Origin of the sequence: Leifsonia xyli subsp. cynodontis (assembly GCF_050632205.1) — a bacterium.
GTDB lineage: Bacteria > Actinomycetota > Actinomycetes > Actinomycetales > Microbacteriaceae > Leifsonia > Leifsonia xyli_D.
In genome coordinates, this window is record NZ_CP192578.1 from 1,677,165 (window position 1) to 1,695,793 (window position 18,629).

Sequence of the window (18,629 nt, forward strand, 5' to 3'; positions counted from 1 at the left end):
CAAATAACTTAGCACGCATCTTACGAATAGGAATAGGATGTCGTCATGACTCCGGGACGGGACGACGCGCGACGCGACGCGCGGCGCATTTCGGCATCCCTCACCGACCCCCGGATCATCGACCCGCGGCAGGAACTCGTACGGCATGACGACCTCACAGACGAGGAGCTCGGTCAGATCATGGACCTGCTCGCGGCGATGCGCGAGTGGCGGGATGCCGACCAGCGCCTCAGCTTCGAGTCGCGCACGCACATGAAGCTCAACGAGACCGACATGCGCGCGCTCCGCTACATCATCGCGTCCATGAACGCCGGGGTCCCGGTGACCGCCGGCGCTCTCTCCGACCACCTCCACATCTCCACCGCGTCGACGACCAAGCTGCTCGACCGCCTGGAGCGGGCCGGCCACGTTGTGCGACGCCCGCATCCCACCGACCGCCGCGCGGTGACCGTGGAGATCACGCCGGAGACGCACCGCGAGGTGCGCCGCACCATGGGGCAGCAGCACGCGCGCCGGTTCGAGGTGGCGCGCGCGCTCAACCCGGGCGACCGGGACACCGTGACGCGGTTCCTCCGCGCGCTCAGCGAGACGACGCTGGCTGCTGTGCGCGCTCCGGCCGCGGCTCCCGGTCCGCTCGGTCCGGTGCCGCCGGCGCTGGGCTCGCCTGCCCAGGAGGCTCCGGGCGCGTGACGCGGCTGGCCGCCTGCGGGTGCTCGGCCTCGTAGACGATCCGGTTCGCCATCCCATTGAAGACGATGCCGTGGAACGGCAGGATCGCGAACCAGTAGAGGCGGCCCGACAGCCCGCGCGGGAAGAACACCGCGCGCTGGCGGTACTCCGAGCCTCCGCCGTCGCGCGGCCGGACCGAGAGCTCCAGCCAGGCACGGCCGGGGACGCGCATCTCGGCGCGCAGCCGCAGGCTCCTCCCCCGCTCGATCCGCTCCACACGCCACCAGTCGAGCGCGTCGCCCGTGTTCAGGTGGTCGGCGTCGCGCCGGCCGCGGCGGAGGCCCACCCCGCCCACGAGCTTGTCCGCCCATCCCCGCAGCGCCCAGGCCAGCGGGAACGAGTACCAGCCGCGCTCCCCGCCGATGCCCTCCACGACGCGCCAGAGCAACTCCGGGTCGGCCGACGAGTTCCGCTCACGCAGGTCGGTGTAGACGGTGTGCCCCGACCACTCGGGGTCGCTCGGCAGCGGATCGCTCGGGGCGCCGGCGACCGACGCATCCTGCCAGCTGGTCTCGACGTCGCCCGCCCGCTCCCGCGCGAGCGCCAGGCGCACCGAGCGGCGGTAGCCGGTGAGCCCCTCCGGCGGCGGCGGGATGACCGCGTCGATGTCGTGCTCGCGCATCACGCAGTCGTACTGCAGCGACTCGATGATCGGAACGGCGAGGCTGCGCGGGATGGGCGTGACCAGGTTCACCCACTGGGAGGCCAGCCAGGGCGTGAACACCGGAAGGGAGGCGATCGGCCGCTGCCGCAGACCGGCCTCCAGGGCGTACGCGTTCATCATCTGCCCGTAGCGCAGGATGTCGGGGCCGCCGATGTCGAAGGCGCGCGACACCTCGGGCGGCAGCTCGGCCGCGGCGAGCAGGTAGTGCAGCACGTCCCGGATCGCGATCGGCTGGATGCGGTTGCGCACCCAGCGCGGCGCCGGCATGTAGGGCAGCACCTCGGTCAGGTGCCGGATCATCTCGAACGAGGCCGACCCGGAGCCGATGACGACGCCCGCCTGCAGCACGATGGTCGGGACGCCGGAGTCGAGCAGGATGCGGCCCACCGCGACGCGGGAGCGCAGGTGCCTCGAGAGCTCCCCGTCCGGATGCAGCGCGCCGAGGTACACGATGCGCCCGACACCGGCCGCCTTCGCGGCGGTGGCGACAGTGCGCGCAGCCGCCGACTCCTCGTCTTCGAAGTCGCCGCGCGCCCGCATGGAGTGCACGAGGTAGTAGACCACGTCCACATCGTCGACCGCGCGCTCGACCGCCCCGGCGTCATGGAGGTCGCCCTCCACGATCTCGACCTCGCCGGCCCAGGGCACGTCCGTCAGCTTCTGCGGCGAGCGCGCGAGCACCCGCACGGTGTGGCCGCGGGCGAGCAGGCGCGGGACCAGCCGGCCGCCGATGTAGCCGGTGGCGCCAGTGACGAGGACGCGGGAGGGGCTCATGCCGCCGACATTACGCCGGAGAAGGCAGCGGGCGGCTGTTCGCACAGCGAACCCGGATGCGGAGATTCCGCGGGCGTCATGTATTTTTCTCGCATGGGCAAGCTCATCTACGGCGGGACCACCGAGGTCGGTTTCGAGGACCGGGTCCTGGCGCACCTGCAGATCGTGATCGGGCTGAAACTGCGGCGCAAGGAGGGGTTCTTCTTCTCCTGGCGCGACGAGCAGAGCGTCGGCGACGGCCGCAGCGCGATCTGGATCGACCCGGCCATCCCGCTGCTGTTCCGCTACAGCGGCGGCCGCAGCCCGCGCATCAACAAGGCGTGGCTGGAGCAGCTGACCCTGTCGTCGAACAGCTCCCAGGGGCTGCAGCTGACCGAGGAGATCGGGGCGCTCGGCGCCGACGAGGTCGACGCCGACTCGCCTCCCGGTCGCTAGCCCGCCTTAACGCAAACAGTTCCTGAGTTTTTCGACCGATTCTGCGCGAAAGGGTCGAAAAACTCAGGAACTGTTGGATTGGGGCTCCTAGCGCAGGTACTCGAGGAGCTCCGGGCAGCGGAGGCGCTTGAGGCTGCGGGTCTCGAGCTGGCGGACGCGCTCGCGCGTGATCCCGTAGACCTCGCCCACCTCGTCCAGCGTCATCGGCTTCTGCCCGTCGAGCCCGAAGCGCATGCGCACCACCTTGGCGTCGCGTGGCGGCAGCTCGCGCAGGCGCTCCTCGAGGTCGCGGTGGCGGAACTCCACCTCGACGGTCTCCGACGGGCCGGGGAAGTCGCCGTCCTCGATCAGGTCGCCGAGCTCCGCGCCCTCGTTCTCACCCACCGGCACGGCCAGCGAGACGGTCTCGGAGTCGCTCATCTGCAGCTTGTGCACCTCGGCCGGATCGAGGTTCGACGCCTCGGCCATCTCCTCGAGGGTGGGCGTACGGCCGAGCTCCCCACCGAGGTCGCGGCGGATGCGGTCGAGCTTGTCGATCTTCTCCACGGTGTGAACCGGGATGCGGATCAGCCGGGCGGTGTCGGCGATGCCGCGCAGGATGGACTGGCGGATCCACCACGTGGCGTAGGTGGAGAACTTGTTGCCGGTGCGGTAGTCGAACTTCTCCACCGCACGCACCAGGCCGAGGTTGCCCTCCTGGATGAGGTCCATCACGGGCAGGCCGCGGCCGGCGTAGCGCTTGGCGATGCTGACCACGAGGCGCAGGTTCGCCTCGATGAAGCGTTCGAACGCACGCTTGCCGTCGTCGGCGAGGTACTGCAGTTCGCGCTTCTCCCGCGGGGTCAGGCCCGGGCGGATCGCCAGCCGCTCGCCGGCCAGCACGCCCACCTCGATCCGCTTCGCCAGCGCCACTTCCTCGTCGGCCGTGAGCAGACGCGTCCGGCCGATCGAATTCAGATAGTCGCGTACCGGGTCGCTGGTAACTTCGAGCGTCGTCATCGTGTCATCCCATTTCAGCCCATGTACTCACGGGCAGCCATCGTTTGGTGCTCTCAGTTCGGGTGTCCGTCGGGCCCTCGTGGAGCCCTCCGGTCTTTAGCCACGATAAGCAATCACCCCCTCTCCCCAACAAGGGGTTGACAGTTGCGCGAGGTGTACGCTACCCGTTCGTAAAGCGCACACTTCGGGGTTTGTCAAGGCTCTAGGGGGCGACGCACAGGGCCCGTACAGTCCGCCGGGTGAGTGCGCAGACTTCTTCCTCATCGCAGAGCGGATCGTCGCTGAAGACCATCCGCACCACCATCCCCGCGCGGCTCGACCGCCTGCCCTGGTCGAAGTTCCACTGGCTCGTGGTCGTCGGCCTCGGCACCGTGTGGATCCTCGACGGCCTGGAAGTGACCATCGTGGGTGCGATCGGCAGCCGCCTGACCGAGCCGGACAGCGGCCTCGGCCTGACGACGGCGCAAGTCGGCCTCGCGGCGGCCATCTACGTCGCCGGAGCCTGTACCGGCTCGCTCGTGTTCGGCTACCTGACGGACCGCTTCGGCCGCAAGAAGCTGTTCATCATCACCCTCGGCCTGTACCTGCTGGCGACGGTGCTGACCGCGTTCTCCTTCACCCCGTGGATGTTCTTCGTCTTCCGGTTCTTCACCGGCGCCGGCATCGGCGGCGAGTACGCCGCCATCAACTCCGCCATCGACGAGCTCATCCCGGCCCGCCGCCGCGGGCTCGTCGACCTCGCCATCAACGGCTCGTACTGGCTCGGGACCGCGCTCGGCGCGGTGCTGACCGTGTTCCTGCTGAACCCGGCCCTCTTCGCGCCGAACATCGGCTGGCGCATCGCCTTCGGCCTCGGCGCGTTGCTCGGCCTCGTGATCCTCCTGGTGCGGCGCAACGTGCCGGAGTCGCCGCGCTGGATGTTCATCCACGGCCGCGACGAGGAGGCCGAGACGGAGGTCGGCGAGATCGAGGCCGGCGTCGAGAAGGAGATCGGCAGGGCGCTCGAGGAGGTGCCGGACGACCGTGCGATCGAGATCCACCAGCGCACGTCGACCGGGTTCGGCGAGATCTTCCGGGTGGCGCTGTTCCAGTACCCCAAGCGCTTCGTGCTCGGCCTCTCGCTGTTCATCGGCCAGGCGTTCCTCTACAACGCGGTGTTCTTCACGTACTCGCTCGTGCTGACGAAGCTGCTGCACGTGCCCGACGACGTGGCGCCCTGGGCTCTCGTGCCGATCGCGATCGGCAACTTCCTCGGGCCGTTCCTGCTCGGGCACCTGTTCGACACGGTCGGCCGCAAGTTCATGATCACGCTGTCGTACGTCGGAAGCGGCGTGCTCCTGGTCGGCACGGCCATCCTTTTCGGTTCGGGCGTGCTCGACGCCTTCTGGCTCACGGCGTGCTGGATGGTCGTCTTCTTCTTCGCCTCGGCCGGCGCCAGCGCGGCGTACCTGACGGTGAGCGAGATCTTCCCGATGGAGACCCGCGCCATGGCGATCGCGTTCTTCTACGCGATCGGAACCGGCATCGGCGGCATCATCGGGCCGATCCTCTTCGGCAACCTGATCGAGGGCGGCATCAGTGCCGTCGCAGTCGGCTACTACATCGGCGCCGGACTGATGATCGCCGCGGGGCTCGTAGAGCTGTTCCTCGGGGTGAACGCCGAGGGCAAGTCGCTGGAAGACATCGCCGCTCCGCTCTCCGCCTCCACCAGAACGCAATCGCCGGCCCGCTCCCGCTGACCCCCGCCCCGCCCCGCCCCCGCAAACAATTCCTGAGTTTTTCGGGTCGACACCGCGCCTCGACCCGAAAAACTCAGGAATTGTCGGCTTGGGGGCCGGCAGCTGGGCGTCAGTCGTCGGAGAGCAGGTCGAGGAGGGCTGCCTCGGGCACACGGCCGGTCTCGATCACCTCGCCGTTGCGGTAGCGGTCGAAGATGCGCGGGTCGATGTAACTGTTGCGCGCGATCGTCGGCGTGTTGCCGAGCGCGGCCGCGGCTTCGTTGACCGCCGCGCTGATCCGCTTCTTGCGCTGCCCCTCCGAGCCGCCGACGCCCAGTTCGGCGAGCGCCTCCGCCGCGACGATAGTGCCGTGCAGCGTCCGGAAGTCCTTCGCGGTGAACTCGCCGCGCGTCTGCCGCCGGATGTACTCGTTGAGGGACGCCGGGCGGATGGTGTGCCAGGTGCCGTCCTTCCACGACAGCAGCCGGGAGCGCTGCCCGCGCAGCGCCTGGATCTGGCGCAGCAGCTCGGCCAGATCCTCGTCGGTGATCGTGCTCGTCCACTTCTGCGCCGACTTCGCCGGGAACGTCAGCGTGATGTCGTCCCCGTCGATCGCGGCGTGCCGGCACAGCAGGGTGGTCAGCCCGCGGCTGCCGTTGGCGTGCAGGTACTCCTCGCTGCCGATGCGCACGCTGCCGAGGTCGATGATCCGGAAGGCAGCGGCCAGGATGCGGTCGCGGCCGAACCCCTCCTCGCGGAGGTCCATGGTGACCTTGCGGCGGGCCGACGGCAGCGTCTCCGCGAGCTGGGCGGCGCGCTCGAACTTGAGGCGGTCCTGGTTGAGCCGCCACGAGTCGTGGTACCGGTACTGGCGGCGCCCCGCCTGATCGGTGCCGACGGCCTGGATGTGGCCGCGCGCGTCGGGCGAGATCCACACATCCTGCCACGCGGGCGGCAGAACGAGCGACCGGATGCGCTCCAGCTCGCGCTCGTCGACGATGCGGTTGCCCGCTTCGTCCTCGTAGACCGGTCCCTTGTCGGTCATCTTCCGGTGGTAGCCCGGACCGGACGGGTCGCTGCGCTTCAGGCGCGTCACGCGGGCTTCTTCGCAGACTTCTTGGCCGGGGCCTTCCGGGTCGTCGTGGTGGACTTCGTCGCCGATGACGTCTTGCGCGCGGCGGGCTTCTTCTCGGCCGAAGTGGACGAGCCTGAGGACGACGACTTCGACGCGGACGACTTCGACGCGGCCTGCTTCGAGGTCGACGTCGTCGACCGGCTCCGCTCCACGCTCCGCTGCAGCGCCTCCATCAGGTCGATCACCTCGCCTCCGCCCTTCTTCGACTCCTCCTCCTCGCCGAAGGTCGCGGCGGTGTCGACGCTGTCGCCCTCCTCCAGCTTGGCGTCGATCAGCTTCCTCAGCTCGATCTGGTACTCGTCGCTGAACTTCTCCGGCTCGAAGTCGCCGGCGAAGCTCTCCATCAGGGCGCTCGACAGCTGCAGCTCGCGATCGGAGATGCGCGGCGTCTGGTCGAGCGACGGGAACTCGGCCGCGCGGATCTCGTCGTGCCAGAGCAGCGTCTGCAGCACGAGCACGTTGCCGCGCACGCGCAGAGCCGCCAGGCGCGTCTTCTGCCGCAGGGCGAACTCCACGATCGCCGTGCGCTCCTCGTCCTCGAGCGTCTTCCGCAGCAGCGCGTACGCCTTCAGCGACTTGGAGTCGGGCTCCAGGTAGTAGCTGCGGTCGAACATCAGCGGGTCGAGCTGGTCGTTCGGCACGAACTCGACCACGTCGATCTCCCTGCTGCGCTCCGAGGGCAGCGAGGAGAGGTCCTCCGGGGTCAGGATGACGGTCCGCTCCCCGTCGTCGTACGCCTTGGCGATGTGCTCGTACGGGATGACCTTGCCGTCGATCTCGCAGCGTCGCTGGTACCGGATCCTGCCGCCGTCCTCGTCGTGCACCTGGTGCAGCGGGACGTCGTGATCCTCGGTTGCGCTGTACACCTTCACCGGCACGTTCACGAGCCCGAAGGTGATGGCGCCCGTCCAAATGGCCCTCATGTGCCCATCGTGTCCGGGGATCAGCGCATTTTCAAGGCACGATCAGGGAATGCTCCGCCTGCGCGGCGGCCGGGCGTACGGTGACGCTATGGCCGCCCCGGACACCGAGGTCGTCGACATCGACGGCCACCGCCTCAAGCTGACCAACCTCGACAAGGTGATGTACCCGGAGACGGGGACCACCAAGGCCGACATCTTCGGCTACTACAACGCTGTCGCCGACGTCATGATCCCGCACGTGCGCGACCGGATCGCCACGCGCAAGCGCTGGGTGCACGGGGTCGGCACGCCCGACGACCCGGGCCAGGTGTTCTTCCAGAAGGACCTGGATGCGGCATCCACCCCCGACTGGGTCGAGCAGTCGCCGGTGGCACACTCCTCGGGCACGAAGACGTATCCCCTGGTGAACGACCGGGCCACGCTGATCTGGCTGGCGCAGATCGCCTCGCTCGAGATCCACGTGCCGCAGTGGCGGGTCGGAACGGACGGCGAGCGCCGCAACCCCGACCGGCTGGTGCTCGACCTCGACCCCGGCGAGGGCGTCACGCTCGCCGACTGCGCCGAGGTCGCGCGGTTCGCCCGCGGCATCCTCACCGGGATGGGGCTCGACCCGCTGCCGGTGACCTCCGGCTCCAAGGGCATCCACCTCTACGCGGCGCTCGACGGCTCGCAGACCAGCGACCAGGTCTCCGCCGTCGCGCACGAGCTCGCCCGGGCCTTGGAGGCGGACCACCCCGACCTCATCGTGAGCGACATGAAGAAGTCGCTGCGGACGGGCAAGGTGCTGGTCGACTGGAGCCAGAACAACGGATCGAAGACCACCATCGCGCCGTACTCGCTGCGCGGTAGGTTCGAGCCGACGGTCGCCGCGCCGCGCACCTGGGACGAGCTCGCCGAGCCCGGCCTGCGCCACCTGGACTATCGGGAGGTCGTGGAGCGCGTGAGCCGGATGGGCGACCCGCTCGCCGGGCTCTCCTCCGGGCACGGGACGGCGCACGCCTCCGAGCCGGACCGGCTGTCGACGTACCGCTCCATGCGCGACGCGACCAAGACGCCGGAGCCGGTGCCCGCCGAGCGGCCGGAGGCGCGCGAGGGACGCTCGTTCGTCATCCAGGAGCACCATGCCCGCCGGCTGCACTGGGACTTCCGGCTGGAGCACGACGGCGTGCTGGTCAGCTGGGCGCTGCCGAAGGGCACGCCGACGGACCCGAAGCAGAACCACCTCGCCGTGCACACGGAGGACCACCCGCTCGAGTACGGGACGTTCGCGGGCGACATCCCCCACGGCGAGTACGGCGCCGGCCACGTCGACATCTGGGACCACGGCGACTACGAGCTGGAGAAGTGGCGCGACGACGAGGTCATCGCGACTCTGCACGGCCAGCCCGACGGCGGCTTGGAAGGCGTGCCGCAGAAGTTCGCGCTCATCCGCACGGCGCGGGGCGGGGACGAGAAGAACTGGCTGATCCACCGGATGAAGGCGGAGGATGTCGAGCCGACGGATGCCGCCGCGGCTCCCGCTGCGCCTGCCGCTCGGTCTGCCGCTCCGCCTGCCCGCACCCCGGGGCCGCCCATCACCGACGAGCCGGTCTCCCCCATGCTGGCGACCCTCGGCTCGGCCGCCGACATCGGCGACGAGGGCGAGTGGGCGTTCGAGATGAAGTGGGACGGCATCCGCGCGGTCGCCGAGATCCGCGGCGGCCGGCTGCGCCTCACGACGCGCAACGGCAACGACGTCACCGTCACGTATCCCGACCTTGCCGGACTCGTCGACCTCGCGGGAGAGCACGACCTGGTGCTCGACGGCGAGATCGTCACCCTCAACCCGCAGGGCCGCCCGGATTTCGGGCTGTTGCAGACGCGGATGGGGCTGACCCGACCCGGCGACGTCCAGTCCGCCCTCACGCGCGCCCCCGCCCACTACATGGTGTTCGACGTGCTGGAGGTCGACGGCACGAAGCACACGCGCGACAGCTACGACGAGCGCAGGGAGCTGCTGTTCGACGTGCTGCGCCCCGGCCGGACCGATCCGGTGCAGGTGCCTCCCGCGTTCGACGGCGACCTGGAGCACGCGGTCGACTCCAGCAGGCAGCTGGGCCTCGAGGGCGTGATGGCCAAGCGCCGGGACAGCACGTACTCCCCGGCCGCCGGTCGCGGTCCTGGATCAAGATCAAGCACCACCTGATGCAGGAGGTGGTGATCGGCGGCTGGACGCCGGGCAACGGCCGCCGGGCGAACACGATCGGCGCGCTGCTGCTCGGCATCCCGGACGGCGGCACGCTGCGCTACGTGGGCAAGGTCGGCACCGGGTTCAGCGACCGGGCGCTCGACGACCTCGCCGCGAAGCTCGGCAGCCGCGAACGGAAGACGGCGACGATGGAGGGTGTGCCGTCGGCGGATGCGCGCGGCGCGCACTGGGTGCGCCCGGATCTCGTCGGCGAGGTGGAGTTCGCCGAGTGGACCGGCCCCGGGCGGCTGCGGCAGCCGTCGTGGCGCGGGCTGCGGCCGGACAAGCGGGCGGACCAGGTCGTGCGCGAGAGCTGAGCGCGCGTCTGTCGCGCACCCGCCGTGCGTGCGCCGCATCCGCTCAGGGCGTGGGCGCGAGCGCGTCGTAGCGGCGGAAGGATCCCTGCACGCGCACGATCGTCGCGACGAGCACCATGATCAGCAGACCGCCGAGCAGCGGCGGGAACCACAGGGCGCCGGTGAGCGCCAGGACGCCGATGTAGAGGTCGCCGAGCCGCGGGCCGCCGGTCACCACGACCGTGAAGACGCCCTGCAGCCGGCCGCGCATCACATCCGGGGCGGACGCCTGGAGGATCGTCATGCGGAAGATGGAGCTGACGTTGTCTGCCGCTCCGGACGCCGCCAGCATGACGGCCGCGAGCAGCAGAGCGGGCAGGTTCGCCTGCGCGAGGGAGCCGCCACCGCCCGTCGTCCCCGTGAACGCGACCACCGCGAGCACGATGCCGAAGCCCAGGATGCTGGCGCCGTAGACGACGATCGAGCGCTCCACCGCGCGTCCCTGCCGGCGCACGCTGCCCAGCCGGCCGGAGAACACGCTCGACACGAGCGTGCCGACGGCGCCCGCCGCGGTGAGGATGCCGACCGCGACAGGTCCGCCGCCGATCAGCAGCGCGCCGACCGCCGGGAACAGGGCGCGCGGCTGGCCGAACGTCATCGCGATGACGTCGAGCACGAACGTCATGCTGAGGTTGGGTGCGGTGCGCAGAAACCGCAGACCTTCGAGGACGGACGCGAGCCCTGCGCCCTTCCGCTCCCCTCGGGCACGATCGACGGCAGGGTGAAGATGCCGAGGAACGCGGCCGTGAAGAGCACCGCATCCACCGTGTACGTCCACGGGATGCCGACCGTCGCGACGAGCAGACCGGCCAGCGCCGGACCCACCGTCACCATGACGCCCATGCTGATGCCGCCGAGCGCGCTGGCCGCCGGCAGCAGACGCACCGGCAGGAGGCGCGGGGTGATCGCCTGCCGCGTCGCGCCGATCATCACGCCGGCGACCGCGTTGATGGTCGTCAGCACGTAGAGCGGCCAGACGACCGGCACGTGCGTCCAGGCCAGCAGCGCCAGCCCGGCGGTGGACAGCCAGGCCACGACGGCGGTCACCAGGGCGACCCGGCGCCGGTCGAACGCGTCGGCCAGCACGCCGCCGTAGAGCCCGAAGACGATCATCGGCACCAGCGCGAACAGCGCCACCAGGGCGACGGCGAGCGTCGAGTGCGTCAGGTCGAAGATGTGCAGGCCCACCGCGACGACGGTCATCTGCGAGCCGATGCCCGAGATCGCCCCGCCCAGCCAGAGGCGCGCGAACGCGGGCGACTCGCGCAGCGGCGACAGGTCGACGAAATGCCGGCGGCGGGCGTGCGGGGTCTCGCCCGCCGGGACGCCGGGGTCGACGGGCGCGGTGGGGTCGGGGGCGCCCGGTTCGCTCAGGTCGGCGGGATCGGCGGTGCGGTCCGCCGGCTCCCCGCTCAGAACCGCGGCTGCTTGCTGAGGCGGACCGCTGCCGTGGAGAACACCACGCCCGCCAGCATGATCACCACGGTGACCGCCTGGAGCAGCACCTGGAAGAACGGCGCGAAGGGGGTGACCGAGACCCAGAGCCAGAGGATGGCGCCGATCAGCGTGATCACGTAGCTGAAGGTGCGTCGCGCGTAGATCGCGTTGAGCGACACGACGGTGGCCGCCACGGACACCTGGAAGAGCGGCAGGAAGGCGTCGGCGTTGCCGGTCCACGTCGCGACCAGGCTGACGATGCCGATGACCAGGGACGCCAGCACCACGATGCCGGCGAGCAGGTTGCCCAGGGCGCTCGGCAGCACCGTGCTCAGGCTGCGGACGAGCGTTCCCTGCTCGTCGCCCGAGATGGCCTCGCGCTCGTGTTCGTTGGGCTGGGAGATGACGTGCGTGCTCACGCGCTCGATCCTACCGCCTCGGCGTAGATTGACCGCATGCCCGCACGCCGTCGCCGCGCCCGATCGCGCATCCCCCTTCCCGCCCGCGTCAAGCGCGCGGACGCCCGGGTCGCGGCCCGCATCAACGCCCGCACGACCGGCGCCGTCTCGGACGGCTTCTGGCGCGGGCTGACTCTCGCGGCGAACCACGGCAAGGTGTGGTTCGCCGCCGCTGCGGTGCTGGTCGCCCTGGGGCGCCCGCGCGCGGCGGTCCGTGGCCTCGCCTCCCTCGGGATCGCCAGCCTCGTGGCGAACCTCGCGGGCAAGCGGCTGGTGGGCGGCGAGCGCCCGGCCCTCACCTCCATCCCGATCGCGCGGCGCCTCGAGCGCTCCCCCACGTCGCCGTCGTTCCCCTCCGGGCACACGGCGAGCGCCGCCGCGTTCGCCACGGGTGTCGCCCTCGACTGGCCTGCTGCCGGAGCGGCCCTCGCCCCGCTCGCGGCGGGCGTCGGCTACTCGCGGCTGCACACCGGGGCGCACTGGCTGTCGGACGTGGCGGGAGGCGCGGCGATCGGCGCCGGCGCGGCGATCGCACTGAAGGCGGTCACCCCGGCGGTCGCGCCCGGGGTACGGAGCGACCCGCCGACCGCGCGGACGCTCGACCTGCCGGCGACCGAGACGGGTGACGGACTGTTCGTCATCGTCAATCCGGGCAGCGGACGCGGCCTCGCCCGCCCGGACGCCGCAGCGCTGCTGCGGGAGAGGCTGCCGCAGGCGCGCGTCCACCAGCTCTGTGAGGGCGACGACATCGGGGACGTGATCGAGCGCGAACTCGCCTCGGACGCCGCTCCGCGCATCCTGGGCGTCTCCGGAGGCGACGGCACGGTCGCCGCGGTCGCCCACCACGCGCGCGGGGCCGGGCTGCCGCTGCTGGTCCTGCCCGGCGGCACCTTCAACCACTTCGCGAGGGCCGCGCTGCTCGACTCCATCGACGTGGCGCTCGACGCCCTCGCCGCGGGAAGCGGCCGGGAGGTGGACGTCGCCGACCTGACGTTCTCGGACGGCACCGCGATCACGGTGCTCAACACGGCCTCCGTCGGGCTGTATCCGTCGTTCGTCGAGGAGCGTGAGCGGCACGAGAAGCGGCTCGGCAAGCCGATCGCGGCGCTGATCGCAGCCATCCGCGTCGTGCGTCGCGGCAGCCCGTTCCGGGTCGAGATCGACGGCACGGCGCGCGACGTCTGGTCGGTGTTCGTCGGCGTGGACCGCTACTACCCGGTCACGGTGGCGCCGATCGAACGGCGGAGGCTGGACGACCACCTGCTCGATGTGCGCATCCTGTTCGCCGACGGCCGCCCCCGCACCCGCGGCGCGGTCGCCCTCGCGTTCGGCGGCCGGACGGACGCCCTGGTGGCGCGGTTGCCGTTCCTGCAGGGACCGCCCGCGCTGGAGGCGCGCACGGTCGAGCGGCTCGAGCTGACGGTGCCCGGCGACGAGCCCGGCTACGCGCACGACGGCGAGGCGTCGACGCGGATACCCGGAGACGGGAAGAGCATGACGCTGCAGGTGCGGGCCGGGGCGCTGCGGGTGTACTCGCCGCGCGCCTGACGCTCGCCGTTCCTGGCGCTCGCCGTTCCTGGCGCTCACCCCGCCGCGGGCACGCGAGCCGGCAGCGGCTGGGGCGCCGTCGGACCGACGTAGCGCGACGACGGCCGCACGATCTTCCCGTCTGCCGCCTGCTCGAGGATGTGCGCCGTCCACCCCACCGTGCGCGCGGCCGCGAAGGTCGGCGTGAACATGGCGCGCGGGATGCCGCACAGCTCCATCACGACGCCCGCGTAGAACTCGACGTTGGTGTGCAGCTCGCGCCCCGGCTTGAGCTCGGCCAGCAGCTCCTGCACGCGCCGCTCCACCTGGACGGCGAAGTCGACGCGGGGGCCGCCGAAGCCCTGTGCGAACTCCCGCAGCATCCGGGAGCGCGGGTCCTCCGTGCGGTACACGGCGTGCCCGAACCCCATGATGCGGCCGCCCTCGGCGATCGTGCGGCGCACCCACTCGTCGATGCGATCCGGTGTGCCGATCTCGTCGAGCGTGTCGAGCGCGCGGCTGGGCGCGCCGCCGTGCAACGGGCCGGAGAGCGCCCCGAGCGCCCCGCCGACCGCTGCGGCCAGGTCCGCGCCCGTCGACGCGATGACGCGGGCGGTGAAGGTGGAGGCGTTGAAGCCGTGATCGATCGCGGCGGTCATGTAGGCGCTCAGCGCGCGCTCGTGCTCCGGCGTCGGGACGCGGCCAGTCACCTGGTACAGGTAGCCCGCGACGTGGCCGAGGTCGTCCCGTGGCTCGATCGGCTCCCGGCCGGCGGCCAGGGCATGCAGCGCGGCGAGCAGCACCGGCGTGACGGCCGCGATCCGGATGGCGTCGCGCATCCGCTCGCCGGGGCTCGCGTCGTAGAGCGGACGGATGCGGTCGGCGGCCGTCACCGCGGCGAGCGCCATCCGCAGCCCCGCCAGGGCGTCGCCGCCGGCGGTCAGCCGCGCGATGGCGGGCAGTAGCGCGCGGACCTCGTCCGGGATGCTGCGCGCCGCCGCGATCCGCGCCCGGAAGCCGTCGAGCTCAGTACCGGTCGGCAGCGCGCCGAAGAGCAGCAGGAACCACGACTCCTCGAAGGTCCGCTCCCGCGCGAGATCGACCGCGGAGTACTGCCGGTAGTGGTAGAACCCCTCGTGCCCGCGCACGTCGCTGAGCTCGGTCCGCGCGGCGACTACGTTCGTCAGGCCGCGCGGGACGTCGATGAGGGTGTCATCCATCCTGTCCATACCGGTAGTCTGAACTGGATGCAAGACACCGTCAACGTTGATCGGATCAACATGGATGCGCTCCCCCGACTCACCGCCGAGCAGACGGCCGAACGCCTGGGCGTCAAGCTCGAGACGCTGTACGCGTACGTCGCCCGCGGCCGGCTCGGCCGCCAGCGGAGCGCCGACGGATCCACGTTCGACCCGCTGGAGGTGGAGCGGTTCGCGGCGGCACGGCGGCGGCGACCGGCGGCAGGCGGTGCCGGTCACTCGGACGGACGCCCGCTCATGGTGATCGAGACCCGGTTCGCACTCATCGATGACGGCGAGCTGTCGTACCGCGGCCGTCCGGTCGCCTCGCTGAGCGGGGAGCCGTACGAGACGGTCGCGCGCTGGGCGCTCACCGGCGAGTGGGATGCGGCGGCCGTCTTCGCGCTGGGCGCGGGGCAGGACGCGGCGCGGGCGGCGGCGGATGCGCTGCCCGCGGCCGCCGGGGACCGGGACCGGCAGCTGGTCGCCGTGGCGGCCCTCGCGGCGGCGGACCCGCTGCGCGCCGCGCTCGACCCGGCACTGGTGGCGGGCGCGGCGGAGCGGATCGTCGCCGGGATGGTCGAGGTGCTCCCTCCACGCTCGGAGGTCGCAGGCGGGAGCCTGGCCGCACGCCTCTTCGCCCGGCTGGCACCGGCAGCCGCCGCCTGCGACGCCGACCTCGCCCTGCTCAACGCCGCCCTCGTGCTCCTGCTCGACCACGACATCGCCGTCTCGACCCTGGCGGCGCGGGCGGCCGCCTCCGCCCGGGCGACCCCCTACGGCGTCGTGGTGGCCGGCCTCGGCGCCCTCGACTCGCCGCTGCACGGCAACGCCAGCCGAGCGGCCCACCAGCTGCTGGAGCGGGTCGTCGCCGGAACCGACCCGGCGCGCGCGGTCGCTGATGCCGTGGTCGCCACGCACGGACCGGTTCCGGGATTCGGCCAGCCGCTCTACCCGGAGGGCGACCCGCGGGCGCGCATCCTGCTCGGGAGGCTCGCCGCCGACCCGCGGAACGCGGCGGTCTCGCAGGCGGTCGACGCCGTGACGGGGGTGCTCGCCGACCGCACCGGCGCGCACCCCAACGTCGACCTCGCCCTCGGGGCGCTCACCCTCGCGGCCGGGATGCGCGACGACGCCGGCGAGGTCGTCTTCGCGACGGCGCGCACGGTCGGCTGGCTGGTGCACGCCCTCGACGAGTACGCGCAGCCGCCCCTGCGGCTGCGGCCGGTGGGGCGGTACGTCGGGCCGTGAGGCGTCGCGATCCCCTGGCCAGGGCTCAGCGGCGCAGCGCCTTGCGTGCCAGCCAGTTGCCGAGGAACTGCGCCGCCTGCACCAGTACGACGATCGTGATGACCGCGACCCACGTGACGGCCCAGTTGTAGCGCTGGTAGCCGTACGAGATGGCGAAGTCGCCGAGACCGCCGCCGCCGATACTGCCCGCGATCGCCGACAGGTCGACGATCGCCACGAAGATGAACGTGTAGCCGAGGATGAGCGGGCCGAGAGCCTCCGGGATCAGCAGCGTCGTGATGATGCGCCACGGGCTCGACCCCATGGCCCGGGCCGCCTCGATGACGCCCGGCTCGATGGTGACGAGGTTCTGCTCCACGATCCGGGAGATGCCGAACGTCGCCGCGATGGTCATCGGGAAGATGGCGGCGGGCGTGCCGAGGAACGTCCCGAGCACCAGCTGCGTCAGCGGCGCGATCGCGGTCATGAAGATGATGAACGGGATGGGCCGGATGAAGTTGACGATCACGTTAAGCACCGTGGACAGCGTCCGGTTCTCCAGCAGCCCGCCGCGGCGCGTGGTGTACAAAAGCACGCCGAGGGCGAGGCCGAGGATGCCGCCGAGCACGAGCGTCGCGACGACCATCCACAGCGTCTGGCCGATGGACTCCAGGTACACCGGCCAGAGCGTCGACCAGTCGGTCATGCGGCCACCTCCTCGACCTCGGTGACGGCGCGCAGGTCGGCGATCAGCGCATCCACGTCCGCCGGTTCGCCGAGCAGCTCCAGCGTCAGGCTGCCGAACGACCGGCCCTGCAGCGCGGAGATGCCGCCGTAGACGATCTCGAACCGGACGTTGTGCCGCCCCACCGCATCCGACAGCACCGAGCCGAGCCGGCCGTCGTCGTGGATGCGCGCGGAGACGATGCGGCCCGCGTGCTTGCCGCGCAGGCGCTCGATGTCGGCCTCGCCCGGCTGGTTGCGGAGCACCGTGCCGACGAACCGCTGTGCGGTGGTGGTCTGCGGATCGGAGAACACCTCGAAGACGCTGCCCTGCTCGATCACCCGCCCGGTGTCGAGCACGGCGACGCGGTCGGCGATCGAGCGCACGACCTCCATCTCGTGCGTGATGACGACGATCGTGACGCCGAGCTCACGGTTGACCCGTTTCAGCAGGGCGAGCACGTCGGAGGTGGTCTCCGGGTCGAGTGCGCTGGTGGCTTCGTCGGCGAGCAGGATGTCGGGGTTCGTCGCCAGCGCACGCGCGATGCCGACGCGCTGCTTCTGGCCGCCGGAGAGCTGGTCGGGGTAGCTCCACGCCTTGTCGGTCAGCCCGACGAACGCGAGCAGTTCGGCGACGCGCTGCTTGCGCTTCTCCTTCGGCCAGCCCGCCACCTTCAACGGGTAGGCGATGTTGCCGAAGACGGTGCGGGAGCGGAACAGGTTGAACTGCTGGAAGATCATGCCGATCCCGGCGCGCACGCCGCGGAGCTCCCGCTCCTTCAGGGTCGTCAGGTCGCGTCCGTCGACGATCACCGAACCCCCGGTGGGATGCTCGAGCGCGTTGATGAGCCGCACCAGCGTGCTCTTGCCCGCGCCCGAGTAGCCGATGATGCCGAAGATCTCGCCGCGCGCGATGGTGAGGTCGAGGCGGTCCACCGCCGGCACCGCGGCGTCACCGGAGCCGAAGCTCTTGGTGACGCCGCGGAACTCGATGATCGGAACCGCGCCCGTGCCTTCGGGCGCTTCTGGGCGGTCGGGCACTACTGCGCCGCCCGGATGGTCTTCTTCAGGCCGTCGAGGATGCCGATCAGGTCGGACTCGTCCTTCTTCACGATGACGGCGGTGTTCTTCGACTCGGCCAGCACCGCGTCCGTCACGGCCTTGGTGTGGTAGAGCTGGGCGACTTTCTGATACGTCTTGTTGTCCTTGTCCTTCTCGCGGGCGACGAAGGCGTTGATGTACGGCTCCGCCGTGGCCGACTTCGGGTCGTCCTGGAACAGGGCGGACTTGGGGTCGATGCCCGCGGTGAGCGCGTAGTTGTTGTTGACGATCGCGCCGTCGGCCGAGCTCAGCGCCGGAGCGGTCTGCGCCGCATCCACCGGGATGACCGTCACCTTGGAGGCGGAGGCGTCGATATCAGCCGGCGTGGCGAGCGTGTTGCCGCCGTTCTTCAGCTTCAGGAGGCCGGCCTTCTGCAGCACGAGCAGGGCGCGCGCCTGGTTGGTCGGGTCGTTCGGGATGGCGATCTTGCCGCCCTGGGGGATCTCGTCGAGGCTCTTGTGCTTGGTCGAGTACAGCGGCAGCGGGACGACCAGCGTCGCGCCGATCGGGACCAGGTTCTGCTTCGCCTGCACGTCGTAGTTCGCCAGGAACTGCAGGTGCTGGAACAGGTTCAGGTCGAGCTGACCGTCGGCGAGCGCCGGGTTCGCCTGCGTGTAGTCGCGGAAGTTGACCGTCTGGATGTCGATGCCCTGCTTCGCCGCCTCCTTCTTCAGCACGGTCCAGTACGGCGACGACGCCTCGGTGGTGCCGATCTTAACGGTGACGGTCTTCGCGGTGGCGGCGCCCGAGCTTGTCAGGTTCACGACCACGAGGACGACCGCGACGACGACCGCGACGACGGCGATGCCGATTCCGACGAACCAGCCGGCGCGGGAGCGCTTGGGCTTCTCCGGCAGCGCGGGGGTGGGCGGGGTGGCGTCGGACATGGCTGTGCCTCTCGTGAAGGTGAAGGGGGATGCCGGCGGACGGGTTGGCGGCCCTTCGAGCCTCCCGC

General features: G+C 71.2%; 14 protein-coding genes and 2 pseudogenes. 6 read left to right on the plus strand and 10 right to left on the minus strand.

The window, feature by feature from the left end; genetic code table 11:
* Positions 1 to 45: 45 nt before the first annotated feature.
* A complete protein-coding gene (locus tag ACQ86M_RS08300; protein ID WP_431247696.1) occupies positions 46 to 690 on the plus strand; it encodes a MarR family winged helix-turn-helix transcriptional regulator in 645 nt (214 codons plus the stop codon).
* On the opposite strand, the gene ACQ86M_RS08305 is transcribed toward ACQ86M_RS08300, so the two are convergent.
* Positions 581 to 2,167 (minus strand): SDR family oxidoreductase, encoded by a 1,587-nt coding sequence (locus tag ACQ86M_RS08305; RefSeq protein ID WP_431247697.1) that lies wholly within the window; start codon positions 2,165 to 2,167, stop codon positions 581 to 583. The two genes, ACQ86M_RS08300 and ACQ86M_RS08305, sit on opposite strands and share 110 nt — an antisense overlap.
* Positions 2,168 to 2,260: 93 nt before the next feature.
* On the opposite strand from ACQ86M_RS08305, the gene ACQ86M_RS08310 reads away from it, so the two are divergent.
* Complete coding sequence (locus ACQ86M_RS08310; RefSeq protein ID WP_431218265.1) at positions 2,261 to 2,602, plus strand: ATP-dependent DNA ligase; 342 nt, start codon at positions 2,261 to 2,263, stop codon at positions 2,600 to 2,602.
* A gap of 87 nt (positions 2,603 to 2,689) precedes the next feature.
* Here the strand turns inward: ACQ86M_RS08310 and ACQ86M_RS08315 are convergent, their stop codons facing one another.
* On the minus strand, positions 2,690 to 3,601 hold the full coding sequence (locus ACQ86M_RS08315) for a sigma-70 family RNA polymerase sigma factor (RefSeq protein ID WP_431218266.1): 912 nt from the start codon (positions 3,599 to 3,601) through the stop codon (positions 2,690 to 2,692).
* Between the two features lie 302 nt (positions 3,602 to 3,903).
* Between ACQ86M_RS08315 and ACQ86M_RS08320 the strand changes: the two genes are divergently transcribed.
* A complete protein-coding gene (locus ACQ86M_RS08320) occupies positions 3,904 to 5,340 on the plus strand; it encodes an MFS transporter (RefSeq protein ID WP_431247866.1) in 1,437 nt (478 codons plus the stop codon).
* Positions 5,341 to 5,449: 109 nt separating this feature from the next.
* Here ACQ86M_RS08320 and ACQ86M_RS08325 read toward each other — a convergent pair whose 3' ends face one another.
* Both ACQ86M_RS08325 and ACQ86M_RS08330 read right to left on the minus strand, forming a co-directional pair.
* The gene (locus ACQ86M_RS08325) at positions 5,450 to 6,415 is read right to left on the minus strand and encodes a DNA topoisomerase IB (protein WP_431218268.1); all 966 of its coding nucleotides are present in this window, start codon (positions 6,413 to 6,415) and stop codon (positions 5,450 to 5,452) included.
* On the minus strand, positions 6,412 to 7,377 hold the full coding sequence (locus tag ACQ86M_RS08330) for a Ku protein (protein WP_431247698.1): 966 nt from the start codon (positions 7,375 to 7,377) through the stop codon (positions 6,412 to 6,414). Before ACQ86M_RS08330 ends, ACQ86M_RS08325 begins: the two co-directional genes overlap by 4 nt.
* Before the next feature lie 88 nt (positions 7,378 to 7,465).
* Here ACQ86M_RS08330 and ACQ86M_RS08335 point away from each other — a divergent pair.
* Positions 7,466 to 9,921, plus strand: a pseudogene (locus ACQ86M_RS08335) (ATP-dependent DNA ligase).
* A 43-nt stretch (positions 9,922 to 9,964) separates the two neighbouring features.
* Here ACQ86M_RS08335 and ACQ86M_RS08340 read toward each other — a convergent pair.
* Positions 9,965 to 11,238: pseudogene (locus ACQ86M_RS08340) on the minus strand (MFS transporter).
* A gap of 134 nt (positions 11,239 to 11,372) precedes the next feature.
* Positions 11,373 to 11,816, minus strand: coding sequence for a hypothetical protein (locus tag ACQ86M_RS08345; RefSeq protein WP_431247699.1), 444 nt, complete (start codon positions 11,814 to 11,816; stop codon positions 11,373 to 11,375).
* A 36-nt stretch (positions 11,817 to 11,852) separates the two neighbouring features.
* On the opposite strand from ACQ86M_RS08345, the gene ACQ86M_RS08350 reads away from it, so the two are divergent.
* Positions 11,853 to 13,403: a bifunctional phosphatase PAP2/diacylglycerol kinase family protein gene (locus tag ACQ86M_RS08350; protein WP_431247700.1), complete on the plus strand. Its 1,551-nt coding sequence runs from the start codon at positions 11,853 to 11,855 to the stop codon at positions 13,401 to 13,403.
* 35 nt (positions 13,404 to 13,438) lie between these two features.
* Here the strand turns inward: ACQ86M_RS08350 and ACQ86M_RS08355 are convergent, their stop codons facing one another.
* Positions 13,439 to 14,611, minus strand: coding sequence for a citrate synthase (locus tag ACQ86M_RS08355; protein ID WP_431247701.1), 1,173 nt, complete (start codon positions 14,609 to 14,611; stop codon positions 13,439 to 13,441).
* A gap of 18 nt (positions 14,612 to 14,629) precedes the next feature.
* Here ACQ86M_RS08355 and ACQ86M_RS08360 point away from each other — a divergent pair, with 18 nt between their 5' ends.
* Complete coding sequence (locus ACQ86M_RS08360; protein WP_431247702.1) at positions 14,630 to 15,871, plus strand: citrate/2-methylcitrate synthase; 1,242 nt, start codon at positions 14,630 to 14,632, stop codon at positions 15,869 to 15,871.
* A gap of 25 nt (positions 15,872 to 15,896) precedes the next feature.
* Here ACQ86M_RS08360 and ACQ86M_RS08365 read toward each other — a convergent pair whose 3' ends face one another.
* Genes ACQ86M_RS08365 through ACQ86M_RS08375 form a run of 3 tightly spaced genes read right to left on the minus strand, consistent with a single transcriptional unit; the run spans position 15,897 to position 18,561 of the window.
* Positions 15,897 to 16,556 carry a methionine ABC transporter permease gene (locus ACQ86M_RS08365; protein ID WP_431218275.1) on the minus strand — a complete coding sequence of 220 codons (660 nt, stop codon included), beginning with the start codon at positions 16,554 to 16,556 and terminating at the stop codon, positions 15,897 to 15,899.
* Complete coding sequence (locus ACQ86M_RS08370; protein WP_431247703.1) at positions 16,553 to 17,614, minus strand: methionine ABC transporter ATP-binding protein; 1,062 nt, start codon at positions 17,612 to 17,614, stop codon at positions 16,553 to 16,555. The genes ACQ86M_RS08365 and ACQ86M_RS08370 overlap by 4 nt, the downstream gene beginning before the upstream one ends.
* A complete protein-coding gene (locus ACQ86M_RS08375; RefSeq protein ID WP_431247704.1) occupies positions 17,614 to 18,561 on the minus strand; it encodes a MetQ/NlpA family ABC transporter substrate-binding protein in 948 nt (315 codons plus the stop codon). Before ACQ86M_RS08375 ends, ACQ86M_RS08370 begins: the two co-directional genes overlap by 1 nt.
* Between the last annotated feature and the right edge of the window lie 68 nt (positions 18,562 to 18,629).